Origin of the sequence: Streptomyces sp. CA-249302, from assembly GCF_050936785.1 — a bacterium.
In the GTDB taxonomy this organism is placed as follows: Bacteria; Actinomycetota; Actinomycetes; order Streptomycetales; family Streptomycetaceae; genus Streptomyces.
In genome coordinates this window covers 1441986-1456072 of the sequence record NZ_JBNJMG010000001.1, presented here as the reverse complement: position 1 = coordinate 1456072, position 14087 = coordinate 1441986, and the positions used below count along the sequence as shown (strand labels likewise).

At 70.8% G+C, this 14087-nt stretch carries 9 protein-coding genes and 1 pseudogene; 7 read left to right on the top strand and 3 right to left on the bottom strand.

Annotated elements, in window-relative coordinates; all coding sequences use genetic code 11:
- Window positions 1–91: 91 nt before the first annotated feature.
- The 5 genes from ACQEWB_RS06535 (at window position 92) to ACQEWB_RS06515 (ending at window position 4657) form a co-directional block, all read left to right on the top strand.
- Window positions 92–1069 carry an NADPH:quinone oxidoreductase family protein gene (locus tag ACQEWB_RS06535; RefSeq protein WP_432827982.1) on the top strand — a complete coding sequence of 326 codons (978 nt, stop codon included), beginning with the start codon at window positions 92–94 and terminating at the stop codon, window positions 1067–1069.
- Window positions 1066–2247, top strand: a complete 1182-nt coding sequence (locus ACQEWB_RS06530) for an acyl-CoA dehydrogenase family protein (protein WP_432827980.1) — start codon at window positions 1066–1068, stop codon at window positions 2245–2247. Before ACQEWB_RS06535 ends, ACQEWB_RS06530 begins: the two co-directional genes overlap by 4 nt.
- Window positions 2244–3326, top strand: a complete 1083-nt coding sequence (locus tag ACQEWB_RS06525; RefSeq protein WP_432827978.1) for an acyl-CoA dehydrogenase family protein — start codon at window positions 2244–2246, stop codon at window positions 3324–3326. The genes ACQEWB_RS06530 and ACQEWB_RS06525 overlap by 4 nt, the downstream gene beginning before the upstream one ends.
- Window positions 3327–3496: 170 nt before the next feature.
- Window positions 3497–4360 (top strand): phosphatidylinositol-specific phospholipase C/glycerophosphodiester phosphodiesterase family protein, encoded by an 864-nt coding sequence (locus ACQEWB_RS06520; protein WP_432827976.1) that lies wholly within the window; start codon window positions 3497–3499, stop codon window positions 4358–4360.
- 102 nt (window positions 4361–4462) lie between these two features.
- A complete protein-coding gene (locus ACQEWB_RS06515; protein WP_242777078.1) occupies window positions 4463–4657 on the top strand; it encodes a hypothetical protein in 195 nt (64 codons plus the stop codon).
- 12 nt (window positions 4658–4669) lie between these two features.
- Here ACQEWB_RS06515 and ACQEWB_RS06510 read toward each other — a convergent pair whose 3' ends face one another.
- The 3 genes and pseudogenes from ACQEWB_RS06510 to ACQEWB_RS06500 form a co-directional block, all read right to left on the bottom strand.
- Window positions 4670–5821 (bottom strand): phosphodiester glycosidase family protein, encoded by a 1152-nt coding sequence (locus ACQEWB_RS06510; protein ID WP_432843663.1) that lies wholly within the window; start codon window positions 5819–5821, stop codon window positions 4670–4672.
- A gap of 172 nt (window positions 5822–5993) precedes the next feature.
- On the bottom strand, window positions 5994–6353 hold the full coding sequence (locus tag ACQEWB_RS06505; RefSeq protein ID WP_432827973.1) for a DUF779 domain-containing protein: 360 nt from the start codon (window positions 6351–6353) through the stop codon (window positions 5994–5996).
- A 113-nt stretch (window positions 6354–6466) separates the two neighbouring features.
- Window positions 6467–10524: pseudogene (locus ACQEWB_RS06500) on the bottom strand (discoidin domain-containing protein).
- Window positions 10525–10686: 162 nt separating this feature from the next.
- Between ACQEWB_RS06500 and ACQEWB_RS06495 the strand changes: the two are divergent.
- Window positions 10687–12783 carry a glycoside hydrolase family 27 protein gene (locus ACQEWB_RS06495; RefSeq protein WP_432827971.1) on the top strand — a complete coding sequence of 699 codons (2097 nt, stop codon included), beginning with the start codon at window positions 10687–10689 and terminating at the stop codon, window positions 12781–12783.
- A gap of 14 nt (window positions 12784–12797) precedes the next feature.
- Window positions 12798–14087 (top strand): ABC transporter substrate-binding protein, encoded by a 1290-nt coding sequence (locus ACQEWB_RS06490; protein WP_432827969.1) that lies wholly within the window; start codon window positions 12798–12800, stop codon window positions 14085–14087.

The following is a 14087-nucleotide window of genomic DNA, read 5'->3' as shown; positions in this document are numbered from 1 at the left end:
CAGGTGTTTCCCGATGGGCAAGCGACCGCTTAGTATGCGTTGGACCCCGGTCAGGCTCCGGCACGACAACGCAGTCCCGTGGAGGCACCGCATGCAGGCATGGCAAGTGCACGAGAACGGCGAGCCGAGCGAGGTGATGCGGCTCCAGGAGGTGGAGACGCCCACGCCCGGCGACGGCCGCGTCCTGCTGAAGGTGCGTGCCGCGAACATCAACTTCCCGGACGTGCTGATGGTCCGGGGCCAGTACCAGGTGCGCCCGCCGCTGCCGTTCACTCCCGGGGTGGAGATCTGCGGGGAGACCGAGGACGGGCGGCGGGTCATCGCCAACCCCGCACTGCCTTACGGCGGTTTCGCCGAGTACGCCGTCGCGGATGCCGCCGCTCTGCTGCCCGTACCGGACTCGCTGGACGACGCGGAGGCCGCCGCCCTGCACATCGGCTACCAGACGGGCTGGTTCGGTCTGCACCGCCGGGCCCACCTGGAAGCCGGCGAGACCCTGCTCGTGCACGCCGCCGCCGGAGGGGTCGGCAGCGCCGCCGTGCAGCTCGGCAAGGCGGCCGGCGCGACCGTCATCGGGGTCGTCGGCGGCGCCGACAAGGCCGCCGTCGCCCGCGAGCTGGGCTGCGACGTCGTGATCGACCGCAAGAGCGAGGACGTCATCGCCGCCGTCAAGGAGGCCACCGGCGGCCGGGGCGCCGACGTGATCTACGACCCGGTCGGCGGCGAGGCCTACACCCAGTCCACCAAGGTCGTCGCCTTCGAGGGCCGGATCGTGGTCGTCGGCTTCGCGAGCGGCGTCATCCCGAACCCCGGGCTCAACCACGCCCTGGTGAAGAACTACGCGATCCTCGGTCTGCACTGGGGTCTGTACGGCACCAAGAACCCCAAGCTGATCGCGCACTGCCACGAGCAGCTCACCGAGCTGGCCGCGCGCGGCGCCATCAAGCCGCTGGTCAGCGAGCGCGTTCCGATGGACGGTGCGGCGGCCGCCGTGCAGCGGGTCGCCGACGGTGTCACCACCGGCCGGGTCGTCGTCGTCCCGTCCCTCGCGAACGGAGCAGCTGCATGACCGACGCAGCCGAACTCAAGCGCCGTACAGCCGAGTTGCTGGCCGCGCATCCGCCGGCCACCACCGACCGGCTCGACTTCCTGCGGGCCCGCTTCGACGCGGGGCTCGCCTGGGTGCACTACCCCGAGGGCCTCGGCGGACTGGGCGCGCCCCGCTCCCTCCAGGTCGTCGTGGACGCCGAGCTGGAGGCCGCCGGCGCCCCGGACAACGACCCGCGGCGGATCGGCATCGGCCTCGGCATGGCCGCGCCGACGATCCTCAAGTACGGCACGGACGAGCAGAAGCAGCGCTTCCTGCGGCCGCTGTGGACCGGCGAGGAGGTCTGGTGCCAGCTCTTCAGCGAGCCCGGCGCCGGGTCCGACCTGGCCGCGCTCGGCACCCGGGCCGTCCGTGAGGGCGAGGACTGGGTCGTCAACGGGCAGAAGGTGTGGACCTCCAGCGCCCATCTCGCCCGCTGGGCCATCCTCATCGCCCGCACCGACCCGGACGTGCCCAAGCACGCGGGCATCACCTACTTCCTCTGCGACATGACCGACCCCGGCGTCGAGGTCCGCCCGCTGCGGCAGATCACCGGCGAGGCCGAGTTCAACGAGGTCTTCATCTCCGGCGTCCGCATCCCCGACTCCCGCCGCCTCGGCGAGGTCGGCGACGGCTGGCGGGTCGCGCAGACCACGCTCAACAACGAGCGCGTCGCCATCGGCGGCATGCGGCTGCCCCGCGAGGGCGGCATGATCGCCCCGGCCGCCAGGACCTGGCGCGAACGCCCCGAGCTGCGCACCCACGACCTGCACCAGCGGCTGCTCAAGCTCTGGGTCGAGTCCGAGGTCTCCCGCCTCACCGCCGAACGCCTGCGCCAGCAGCTGGTGGCCGGCCAGCCCGGCCCGGAGGGCGCCGGCATGAAGCTCGCCTTCGCCCGCCTCAACCAGGAGATCAGCGGCCTGGAGGTCGAACTCCGGGGCGAAGAGGGCCTGTTGTACGACGACTGGACCATGCGCCGACCTGAACTCGTCGACTTCGTCGGCCGGGACGCGGGCTACCGCTACCTCCGCTCCAAGGGCAACAGCATCGAGGGCGGGACCACCGAGGTCCTGCTGAACATCGTCGCCGAACGCGTCCTGGGCCTGCCGTCCGAGCCGCGCACCGACAAGGACGTCGCCTGGAAGGACCTGGCCCGATGACCGACCTGCTGTACTCGGAGGAGGAAGAGGCGCTGCGGGCGGCCGTACGGGACCTGCTCGCCGACCACTGCGACGCGCCCGGCGTCATCGCCCGCACCGAGTCCGACGCCCCGCACGACCTCGCGGCCTGGAAGGCGCTCGCCGACGGCATGGGCCTGGCCGGGCTGCTGGTGCCCGAGGAGAAGGGCGGCCAGGGCGCCACGCACCGCGAAGTCGCCGTCGTCCTGGAGGAGTTGGGCCGCGCGGTCGCCCCCGTGCCCTACCTCACGAGCGCCGTCGTCGCCACCGAGGCGCTCCTGGCCTCGGACGCCGACGACCTGCTCGCCGAGCTGGCCTCGGGGCGGAAGATCGGCGCCCTCGCCGTCGCCCTGAACGTCGCACCGGGCGGCGCCTACAAGGTCGTACGACATGAAGACGGCACGCTGCACGGTGAGTTGACCTCCGTAGCCGACGCGGTGGTCGCGGACGTGCTGCTGGTTCCCGCGGACGACGGCGGGCTCTACGCCGTGGACGCGGCCGAGGCGACCGTCGTGCCCCAGGTGTCCCTTGACCTGACCCGGCCGCTGGCGATCGTGCGGCTGGACGGCGCCCCCGGACGGCTGCTGGGCGACGCCGAACCCGCCGTGCGACGTGCCCTGCGGGCCGGGGCCGGACTGCTGGCATCCGAGCAACTCGGGCTGGCCGACTGGGCGTTGACCGAGACCGTGCGGTACCTCAAGGAGCGCAAGCAGTTCAACCGGCCCGTCGGTGGCTTCCAGGCGCTCAAGCACCGGCTCGCCCAGCTGTGGCTGGAGGTCGTCAACCTCCGGGCCGCCGCCCGGAACGCCGCCGACGCGCTCGCGAACGGCGAGTCCGCCGAGGAGACGGCCCTCGCGGTCGCCGTCGCCCAGGCCTACGCGGCGCCCGTCGCCGTACACGCGGCTGAGGAGGCCCTCCAGTTGCACGCCGGTATCGGCATGACCTGGGAGCATCCGATCCACCTGTCCCTCAAGCGGGCCAAGGCCGACTCCATCGCCTACGGCACCGCGGGCGCCCACCGTGGCGCGGTGGCCGAACTCGTCGACCTGCAAGCCCCCTGATATTCACCCGATGAAGCCCGCCCCACCTGGGGCGGGCTTTTTCGTGCGCCTCTCCCGAAGGAGTGAACGAGCGGCGGCAGTCCGGCCAACTCCTGGCATGTACAGGTTCATTGGGGCTTGTCCGGCCTCATACTCCCTGTGGTTCCGACCGCCCCACAGGGAGGCAACGCATGTCGATCGTCACCCGCCGCAGAGCCCTCACCACCCTCGGCGCAGCCGCCGCGGTCGTGCTCGCCCCGCCCGCGGGCAGTGCCTTCGCGAGCGAACAGAAGCACCGGCCACGCCCGTTGTGGCGCGCCCACGCCCACAACGACTACGAGCACCCCCGCCCGCTCTTCGACGCCCTCGACCACCGTTTCGGCAGCGTCGAGGCCGACATCTTCCTCGTCGGCGACCAGCTCCTCATCGGCCACACCGTGGACGACCTGGACCCGACCCGCACCCTTGAGTCCCTCTACCTCGACCCGCTGTCCCGGATCGTCAAGGCCAACCACGGTTCCGCGTACCGGGGTTACCGCCACCCGCTCCAGCTGCTGATCGACATCAAGACCGAGGGCTCGTCGACGTACCTGGAGCTCGACCGCCATCTCCAGCGCTACAAGCACCTGTTCACGACGTATGCGCACGGCCGGGTGCACCCGGGTGCCGTCACCAACGTGATCTCCGGGGACCGGGCCGCCCGTACCCCCATGGAGGCGCAGACCGTGCGGCGCGCCTTCTACGACGGCCGGCTCACCGACCTCGGCACCTCCGCGCCCGCCTCCTTCGTCCCGCTGATCAGCGACAACTGGCAGCTCAACTTCACCTGGCTGGGCGAGGGCGCCTTCCCCGACGCCGAGCGGCAGAAGCTGCGCGCCATCATCGGCGAGGCGCACAAGCGCGGGCAGCAGGTGCGCTTCTGGAACACCCCCGACCTGGCCGGTCCCGCCCGCGACGCGCTGTGGAGCGAGCTGCTCGCAGCCGACGTCGACTACTTCAACACCGACGACCTGGCCGGCCTGGAGGCCTTCCTGGACGCCCACAAGGTGGCGTAGAACCACACGTTCGGGGGACAGGTCAGCGACCCGAAGCACGCCTCCGTTACGCCACACTTGCGGCCGAACGCCGCGAAACGGGCGTGGCGGAGGAGGTTGACGATGGCGATTTCCATCTCTGTGGTGCTGCTGCTCCTGATCCTGGCGGTGATCTTCATGCGCAACGGCGGGCTGAAGGTCTCGCACGCCCTGGTGTGCGCCCTGCTCGGCTTCTTCATGGCCGGCACGAGCATGGCGCCCACCATCCACAGCGGCCTCACGGCGACCGCCGACATCGTCAGCAGCCTGCATCCGTGAGGCCGGCCGCGGTCAGGACGTGACGAACACCCCGATGCCGTTGGGCACGGGGCGTTCCGCGTCTCCGGACGGGTGGTTCCGTACGGTCACGGTGCTCGCGCCCGCCGCGCGGGCGACCAGCGTGCTGGAGCCGCCGCCGTCCAGGCTGAAGGCGTCCGTCGAGCCCAACGCCTTCATCTCCGCGGCCACTTCGGCGATGGTCAGCCCGGTGCGGTAGGCGGGCGCACCGTCCAGCGCGAACAGCAGCAGCCGCTTCCCGCCGTCCGCGACACCGACGGCCGTACGCACGGCCGCGGTGTTGTCGTCGAGCCCGGCCAGCGGCTGACCGCCCTTGAGCACCGGGTAGCCGCCGAGCGCGAACCGGTACGGGATCCCGGACCTGGCCGCCACCAGCCGGTGAGTCACCTTCACGGCCTCGCCCTTGAAGAGCTTCCGCAGCTGCCGCGCGCCCGCCTCCCGGCCGACGAGGACGGTGGTCCCGGCCGCGATCGCGCCCTTGCCCGGAGTCTTGGACGTCGACACGACCCGGCCGCCCCGCACCGTCACCTCGTAGGTGTCCGTACTGCACGCCCCGGCCCGGTCGGTGTCCGTGCCGCAGGTCGCGCGGACCCGGGAGACGCTGCCCCAGTCCGAGGTGAACGCGCCGATCGAGCCCATCGGCAGCGCGTACTGGTTGAGCCCGCCCAGCGGCAGCCGCCCGACCGGCGTGCGCACCGAGCCGTCCAGCGCCAGGCTGTCCAGCCGGGCCGTGCGGTCGGTGCCGACGCCGAGCACGTCCTTGGTGGTGGTGCCGGGCGGCAGCGACGGACCGAAGCGCTGCCCGTCGGGCACCGCCGCCTTCAGCGTGTGCCCGCTCGCGATCGCCGGTCCGTCGGTCGAGCCGGTGGCCTCGACGCCCGGGTGCTGGGTCTCGGTGATGTTGAAGAAGTCGCCGTTGATGCCCGCGACGGCGCCCTGCGCGTTCGCCAGCTTGGAGACCGCGGACCGGGCGGCCACCGCGCCCGGATACAGCAGGTCGAGGCGTACGTGCGTATCACGCAGGTTGACGGTGAGCAGATGGGCGTGGGTGACGCCCTTCGCCCCCTGGATGTCGAACTGCTTGTAGGTCACGCCCCGGGCGACGGCGGTGACCCCGGGTGCGCCGCTGGCCGGTGCCGCCCCCACCAGGGCCGCACCGGCCAGCGCGCCGAATGCCGTGAGAAACGAGAGTACGGATCTGCCGGATCTGCCTGCCACGGAACGCTTCTGACGCTGCGCCACATTGCCCCCTGAGGTGTCGTCAACTTTTCCCAAGTCTCAGGGGAAGTGCAGCAGACGGCCATGGCCGCCGCAGTGGCTATGCGTCGACTACGCGAGAACGAGTGAGAAAACGCACCCCCTCGGGCGCCTCCAGCGAGAAACCGCTCCCGCGACCCGCTACGATGTCCACGATCAGCCGGGTGTGGCTCCACACCTCGTACTGGCTGCGCGACATCCAGAAGGTCACCGGCTCCGGCACGCCCTCCACCCGCAGCTCCGCGAGGAGCACGTCCGAGCCGCCGGTGCGGAACTCGCCCTCCGGGAAGCACATGGGCGCGCTGCCGTCGCAGCAGCCGCCGGACTGGTGGAACATCAGCGGGCCGTGCGTCGCCCGGAGGCTGCGCAGCAGGTCGGCGGCCGCGGGGGTGAGTTCGACGCGTGGGGTCTCCTCATACATGCCTCCAGGGCAGCACGGCCAAGGTTGCGAGAGGGTTGCACGGCGCACTCGGCAGGCCGGTCGGTCCGCGGTCGAGCCCCCCGCCACGGAGTGCGGTCCACGTCGAGGAGTTCCTATTGCGGCTGAGCGTCGGCCACGGGCACGTTGTAGCCCTCCACTCGGAGTTTCGGACGTGACGCACCCGGTGCGTCGGCCGACCAGGAGACGCTGAGGAGGCGGGATTCGCCGGGCAGCAGCCACAGGTAGTTGTCGCCATACAGGGTTGGCAGCACCCGGCGACCGGTCTTCGCGTCGCGGAGCGAGACACGTACCATCGCCGCGACCGACGAACCACGGTTGCGGAGGCGGGCGGTGAGGCCGTGCCGTGTGCCCGAGCTGCTCGTTCCGGTGATGTCGACGGACACACGGGACTGGGGCAGGTCGTTCAACGCCAGCATGTCGTCCGGCTTTTGACAGCGCCAGTACGTGTTCTCGGACAGCAACTCACCGCGGGCGTCGGTGAGCCGGACCCGCAGCAGATGGAAGTCCGGCAGCCCGGCCCGGTCCACCGTGAACGCGCTCGTGGTCGAGGACGGCGCGATGTCGACCTTCTTGCGCTGCTCAGCGGCGAGTTGACGACCAATCAGGTCGTGGCAGCGCGCCGAGACCGTGGCGCCCTCGATCGCCCCAGGGGTGTGGTTGACGGCGATCACCCGTCCGTCCGTCGCGCCGGCCTGCACATGTACGGGCTCACTGGCCTTGCGGGCGCCGTAGTAGGCGCCGTTGACGTCGAAGTCGTAGTCGTACGTCTGCCACACCGTGCTGTACCAGGCGGGATGCGACATCCACAGCATCAACCCGCTCGCGTCGTCCCAGAGCCTGGCGTTCCAGGCCTCGAACATGGCGCGGTGGTTCTCGTAGTTGACGAACTGCGCCTTGCGGCAGAAGTCATCCAGGTCCGTGGCCGGGCCGAGTCGTGACTCGATGGCGGCGCGGTAGTTCTGCGGCGCCTGATTCCCCCTGGTGCTCCAGTCGTGGTGGTACCAGGCGCCGCCGATCGGCCACTCGGGTTCGTCGCCGACCAGCCCGCGCATCGTCTCGGCCGTCGGCACGACCGGCATCCCGATCTCGGTGTGGAAGCCGAAGCTGCCGCTGCCGTAGGTGGCGGGGAGGAGTAGCGCTCCGGCTCCACCCAGCCGTAGGGCCCGCCGCCGGAGACGATCCCGCCCGCGGAGTTGTTCTGGTACAGCAGATCCGGCGCCTCGGCACGCACCGCCGCACGCATCCCGTCGTCGACCGGACCGGGCGGATTCCCCTCGTTGGCCCCGCACCACACGACCACGCCGGGATGGATCCGGTACCGGCGGACCGTGTCCTGCGCGAGATCGAGGAAGGCCTGGTGGTCCGGCGGGTCCATCGCCCAGGCGCCCGGGAAGTCGTTCCACACCAGCAGCCCGTGCTCGTCGCAACTGGCGTAGAACTCCTCGCGGTTGCTGCTGCCCACCCAGTTGCGGATCATCGTGAAGTTCATGTCCCGGTGCATCCGCACCGCCGCGTCCATCCGCTCGGCGGGCATCCGGCGCAACAGCTCGTCCCAGCCCCAGTTGCCACCGCGGCAGAACACCCGCACCCCGTTGACGCTGATCTTCAGCGGCACGGTCGAGTTGTCGACGGACTTCACGTCCGTCCAGCTCTCGCCGTCGTCCGAGACCTGGATGGTGTACGTCCTCGGGTACGCCGTCTCCCAGAGGACGGCCACGCGGTCGAAGGTGACCGAGGAGCCGAGGTCGACCTGGATCCACTGGTCGTCCTCGAAGGCGGAGGACCAGCGGGTGTCGGGGTTGCCGTCCGTGGCGTTCGAGGCCGGGTTGCCCGGATCGTCGACCGAGGACGCCGATGCCTGCTTGTGCAGGGCCAGATCGGTGTCGGGCGAGGCGCTGTTCAGCACCGAGAGGCTCCACAGGGAGGAGCCCCAACTGGTCGCCCTCGTACGGCAGAAGACCCGCAGATGCCGGGCCGTGCGCGCCGGGAAGTCGACGTTCTGCAGGCTCGCGGAACCACTCGTCCGGAAGGGCAGCGGCACCGCCGTGTTGTCGACGGAAGCCGCGTCCGTCCAGGTGTCACCGTCGTCGGAGACCTGGATCGTGAACGTCCTGGCGTACGCCTGCTCCCAGGTGATCACCACCCGGTCGAAGGACACCGAGGACTCCAGATCGACCTCGATCCACTGGTCGTCCTCGAAGGCCGAGGACCAGCGGGTGCCCGCGTCCCCGTCGGTTGCGTTGCCCGGCGGATTCCCCGGGTCGTCGACCGAGGAGGCCGTCGCCTTCTTGTGGAGGGCGAGGTCACTGTCGGGCGCCGAGCTGTCGGCGACGGTCAGTGCCCATATCGACGAGCCCCAACTCGTCGCCCGAGTACGGCACATGACCCGCACATACCTTGCCTTGCGCCGGTCGAAGGTCACCGTCTGGGCGTACGCGTCGCTGCCCGACTGGAAGACCAGCGGCACCTCGTACTCGTAGCCGAACTGGCGTATCCCGAAGCGGGTCGTGCGGCGGTCGCTCCGCTCGCCGCCGACGGACGCGGTGAGGGTCAGGTCGTGCAGGGCGGGGGAGCCGTAGCCGTTGGGCCACCACAACTTCGGGTCACGGAGGCGGAGTTCGGGGTGGTCGGCCGGGGTGAAGATGACGTCCGTGGTCTCGCCGCCGGGGACCGTCACCGTGCGGCTCAGGTGTACGGCGTCGAAGGCCGCCTTGACCGTGACGCTCCTGGCGGCGGAGTCGGCGTTGCGTACCGGGACGACGACCGTCAGCTCGGCGGTGCCGGTGTCGGGCAGGTCGGGGAGGCGGGTGTCGACGCGGGGGTCGCCCAGGACCGCGGCGCCCGTCGAGCGCAGCCGGACGTGGTTCCAGATGCCGGCCGCCCGGTCGCGCACCGCGGGCATCCAGTCCCAGCCCGAAGAGGCCAGATACGTGGGGGAGTTGCGGTTCATCATGTTCGCCCCGGCGTCCACGAACGCCAGACCCGCCGGGCCCTTGTCGCCCGGGCTGCCCGGGAACGGCATGGGCGTGATGCGGACGGCCAGCGCCTGTTCCGCGGAGCCGAGCAGCTCGGTCACGTCGAAGGCGGCACGGGCGAAGGGGAAGGTCACATCGCCGACCCGGCTGCCGTTGAACCACACCTCGGCCCTGTGGTTGACCCCGTCGAACTCCAGCCAGACCCGGCGACCGGCGCCGGTGCGCAGCCCCTCGGGGAGCGTGAAGGCGCGTCGGTACCACCAGGAGTGCCGCGAAAGGGCCTCCGGGACATGGAGGTTGTCGAGGCCGGCCACCGGGTCGGGCAGCTTGCCCTGGTCCACCAGAGAGGTCAGCACGGTCCCCGGCACCGTGGCAGGCAGCCAACCGCTCGTGTCCACCGAGGACTTGGAGAGCTCGGCGCCGTCACCGTCCGCCCAGTCGTCCATGGTGAGGTCCCAGCCGGACTCCAGCGGGACCGTGCCGTCCGCGGCGACCTTCAGTGCGGGAGGCGTGCGGTGCCGGGTGCCCCAGTCGGTCCAGCCGGTGACGTGCGGACGGGCGGTGCGGCAAGTGCCGTACACCTGAAGGCCGTTGAGGCCCAGCGGGTTGCTGTTGGAGCGCTTGTGGACCGTCATCCGCACCCAGCGGGCGGTGACCGGCTCGGGGAGGGCGATCTCGACGACCCCGCCCTTGCCGGAGTCGGTGCGGTACACGGCCGTCCACGCCTTGTGGTCCCGCGAGGTCTCGATCACGTAGTCGACCGCGCAGCTGGAGAGGATCTCCTGGCCCGTCGTGTCGTTGCGCGGGTTGCCGCCGGGGGCGTCGGTGTACGGCGGGTCGTCGGCCGTCGCCTCGAAGGTGAGGCGGAGCGACTCGATGGCGCACAGGGCCTGGAGGTCCACGGAGATCCACTGCGGGTCGCCGGGCGCGGCCCGCCAGCCGGTGCCGCGCACTCCGGCGGCGGCGACCTTGTCCACCGCGAACTCGGCCGGAGTGGGCGCGTAGTCCGTGGAGGAGACGGTGACGGGACGGTAGGCGGCGAGCTCGCCCGGGTGGCTGGAACCCGACGCCAGGGCCTGGGCGGGGAGGGCCGCTTCGAGGCCGAAGCTCGCCAGGAGGGTGGCCGAGGTGGAGAGCACGGTGCGGCGGGACGGTCTGTAAGGCTGATCCGACATGAACTGCGGCTCCGATCAGGGACGTTCGCCTCTGACAACGTTGCCAAACACTGCACGCGGGTCCGGGTCCTGTCAAGGGTTCCGGCAGGCCCGACGACCCTGTTTAAATAAATTAGGAATTAATATTGACAGGGTTTCGGCCACAGGGCCACAGTCTTCGCCGTGACGACTTCACACCTGCATGGACTGGCCACGACCGTCGCGATCGCGACCGTTCTCGCCGTCACCGCCACCCCCGCAGTCGCAGCACGGAGCGCTGACGACCAGGGCGCGCCCGCGTACTACGACAGCGGTCTGGCGCCCACGCCGTACATGGGCTGGAACACCTACTACGGGCTCGGCGCCCCCACCGAGAAGGAGGTGCGTGCCGTCGCCGACCGGCTGGTCGGCAGTGGTCTGCGGGACAGCGGCTACGACATCGTCTGGCTCGACGGCGGCTGGCAGGCCGACAACCCCCGTGACGCACAGGGGCACTTGGTGGCCAACCCGGAACGGTTCCCGTCCGGCATCCCCGCCCTTGTCTCCTACCTGCACAAGCACGGTCTGCGGGCCGGGATCTACACCGACGCCGGCACCTACGACGGCGGCAGAAGCTGTGGTCTCGGCAGCCGTGGGTACTACGAGCAGGACGCACGGCAGTTCGCGGACTGGAAGGTCGACGCCATCAAGGTCGACTTCCTGTGCGGGATCGGGGCGAAGCTCGACCCGGGGCCCGCCTTCAAGGAGTTCAGCGACGCGGTCGCCAAGTCCGGCCGCAGGATGCTGCTCAACCTCTGCAACCCGCTGACCGACGACTGGGGCCTGCCGCACACCCCCGAGCAGGACGCCCACAACACCTACGTCTACGCCCCGACCGTCGCCGACTCCTGGCGCACCGGCACCGACATCGCCTGGGGCACCCCGAGCCCCGGCCAGTGGCCCAACGTCCTGCGCAACATGGACGCCAACGCCTGGCACCCCGAGGCGCAGGGCCCCGGCCACTACAACGACCCGGACTACCTCATCCCCATGCGGAAGATGACCGACGGGTCGTACGAGCTGACGCAGGAGGAGTCCACCAGTCAGTTCGTGACGTGGGCCGAGATGGGCTCGCCGCTGATGCTGGGCTCCGACCCGCGGGCCCTGTCCGACTCGATGATCGCGACCCTGCGCAACCCGGAGATCATCGCCGTCGACCAGGACCCCCTCGCGGTCCAGGGCGTACGGGTGGCGACGGACTCGGTCGGCGACGTCTACAGCAAGGTCCTCCAGGGGCGCGGACAGCGGGCCGTCGTCCTGCTCAACCGCTCCGACCAACCCGCCCTGCGGACCGTGCGGTTCGCCGACGCAGGGCTCGGCGGACCGGTGCGGGTCCGTGACCTGCGGGCGCGGGCCGACCGGGGCACGCACACGGGGTCGTACACCGTCGAGGTCCCCGCGCACGGCACGGCGTTCCTGAAGCTGACGGGTGCCGACGTGCTGCCTGGCACGGACCTGGGCGAGAAGACCACGGCGAGCCCGGCCGTGGTGAGTGACGGGTCCGTGTTCTTCCGCGGGCCGCGCGGCTCGCTCGTCGAGAAGGACGTGGACGGGAGGGTGAAGGATCTCGGTGGTCCCGTGCAGGGGAGGATCCTGGGCCAGCCCGCCGCCTACGCCTCCACCGGCGGTCGTGTCGACGTGTTCGCCCGCGGCACCGACAACCGCGCCCACCGGCGGGTCTTCGCCGACGGGCGCTGGGGTCAATGGCAGTCCCTGGGCGGGGAGTTGACCGACGCCCCGTCCGTCGCCTTCACCGATCCCGGCCACTGGACGCTGTTCGCGCGCGGCGCCGACGGCGCGGTCGTGCAGCGCGGGCCGGCCACCGGCTGGTCCTCGCTCGGGCTGCCGGGGGACCGGCAGACGTACGGCAGGCCGTCGGCGGTGGTCGACAGTCAGGGGCGCGTCCATGTCGCCGTACGCACGGCGGCGGACGACATCTGGGTGCGGTCGCGGGACACCTCGGGGCAGTGGACGGCGTGGGTGTCGCTCGGCGGGACCGTCAGCGGGAGTCCGACGCTGGTGGCCGTCGGGGACGCGGTCGTGCTGTACGCGCGGGCCGCCGACTACACGCTCTGGCAGCAGCGGTACGCCGACGGCGGCTGGCAGGGGTGGAGCAAGCGGCAGGAGTTCCCGAGCGCCGCGTTCGACGGGGCGCTCGGCGCGGTCGCCGGGCCGGGCGGAGCCGTGGACGCGGTGTTCCGCGGGGTCGACGGCCACCTCCACCGGACCGAATTCAAATAAATTAGGAATCAATCATGGTCAAGTTCCAGACCGGCCGACGCCGGTTCCTCGCCGGGCTCGGTGCCGCCGGGACGGCGGCGCTGCTCAGCGGCTGTGTCACCTCGACCTCCTCCGGCAAGAGCTCCGCCAAGGGGGATGTGACGCTCCAGTCCAATCTCTCCGCCCCGCAGGCCAAGGCCGCGATGGAGGACATCGTCACGGCGTACGGCAAGAAGGGCTCCGAGCGCGCGAGCCTGAACACGGTCGCCGCCGAGACCTTCCGCACCCAGCTGCCGACCTACCTCACCTCGGCCAACCCGCCGGACGTGTACACCTGGTACCCCGGCTCGGTCGCGGACGCCTACGCCAAGAAGAAGCTGCTGCTCGACCTCGACGAGGTGTGGGCCTCCTCGCCGGACCTGAAGAAGTACTCGAAGGCCCTGAACTCGCTCTGCACGTCGAGCGCCGGCAAGAAGGTCTTCGTGCCCACCACCTACTATTGGTGGGGCATGTTCTACCGGAAGTCCAACTTCGCCAAGTGGGGTGTCAGCGAGCCGAAGAGCTGGGACGACTTCCTCGACCTGTGCGACAAGTTGAAGTCCAAGGGCGTCGCCCCGATCGGGCTCGGCGCCGGCGGCAACACCCCCTGGGTGGCCTCGGCGTGGTTCGACTACCTCGACATCCGGATCAACGGCGCCGACTACCACCGCCAACTCCTCGCCGGGAAGCACCGGTTCACCGACCCCGAGGTGCGCAAGGTCTTCGACCGCTGGCAGGAGGTGCTGCCGTACTTCGACCCGAACGGCGTCGCCATCCCCTTCCAGGACGCCACGACCGCCCTGCTCAACGGCCACACCGGCATGATGCTCATCGGCACCTTCTTCGCCGACGCGGCACCGAAGAACGCCCTCGACGACATCGACTTCTTCCGCTTCCCCGTCATCGACGCCAAGGTCCCCCTCGCCGAAGAGGCCCCCACCGACGGCTACTTCGCCAGCGCCCGCACCGGCCGCCGCGACCAGGTCTTCGACCTGATGAAGTACCTCGCCACCGCGGAGGCCCAGGAGCTCTACATCAAGGGCTCGTCCGGGACCGTCCTCCCCTGCAACCCCGACGCCCAGGACGCGGGTACGGCTCTCGTGAAGAAGGGCCGCGAGCACATCCAACAGGCCGCCGAGATAACCCAGTTCTTCAACCGCGACTCCAGCGACGCCCTCCAGCCCACCGCCGACACCGCGCTCACCAAGTTCCTGGCCAAGCCCAAGTCCATCGGGTCCATCCTCACCGACTGGCAGCGCGACGCCGAGAAGATCTGGAACGCCTGA

Bases quoted from the DNA above. Each gene is read 5' to 3' on its own strand.
- ACQEWB_RS06535 (WP_432827982.1), top strand. From the start codon at position 92: ATGCAGGCATGGCAAGTGCACGAGAACGGCGAGCCGAGCGAGGTGATG.
- ACQEWB_RS06530 (WP_432827980.1), top strand. From the start codon at position 1,066: ATGACCGACGCAGCCGAACTCAAGCGCCGTACAGCCGAGTTGCTGGCC.
- ACQEWB_RS06525 (WP_432827978.1), top strand. From the start codon at position 2,244: ATGACCGACCTGCTGTACTCGGAGGAGGAAGAGGCGCTGCGGGCGGCC.
- ACQEWB_RS06520 (WP_432827976.1), top strand. From the start codon at position 3,497: ATGTCGATCGTCACCCGCCGCAGAGCCCTCACCACCCTCGGCGCAGCC.
- ACQEWB_RS06515 (WP_242777078.1), top strand. From the start codon at position 4,463: ATGGCGATTTCCATCTCTGTGGTGCTGCTGCTCCTGATCCTGGCGGTG.
- ACQEWB_RS06505 (WP_432827973.1), bottom strand. From the start codon at position 6,353: ATGTATGAGGAGACCCCACGCGTCGAACTCACCCCCGCGGCCGCCGAC.
- ACQEWB_RS06490 (WP_432827969.1), top strand. From the start codon at position 12,798: ATGGTCAAGTTCCAGACCGGCCGACGCCGGTTCCTCGCCGGGCTCGGT.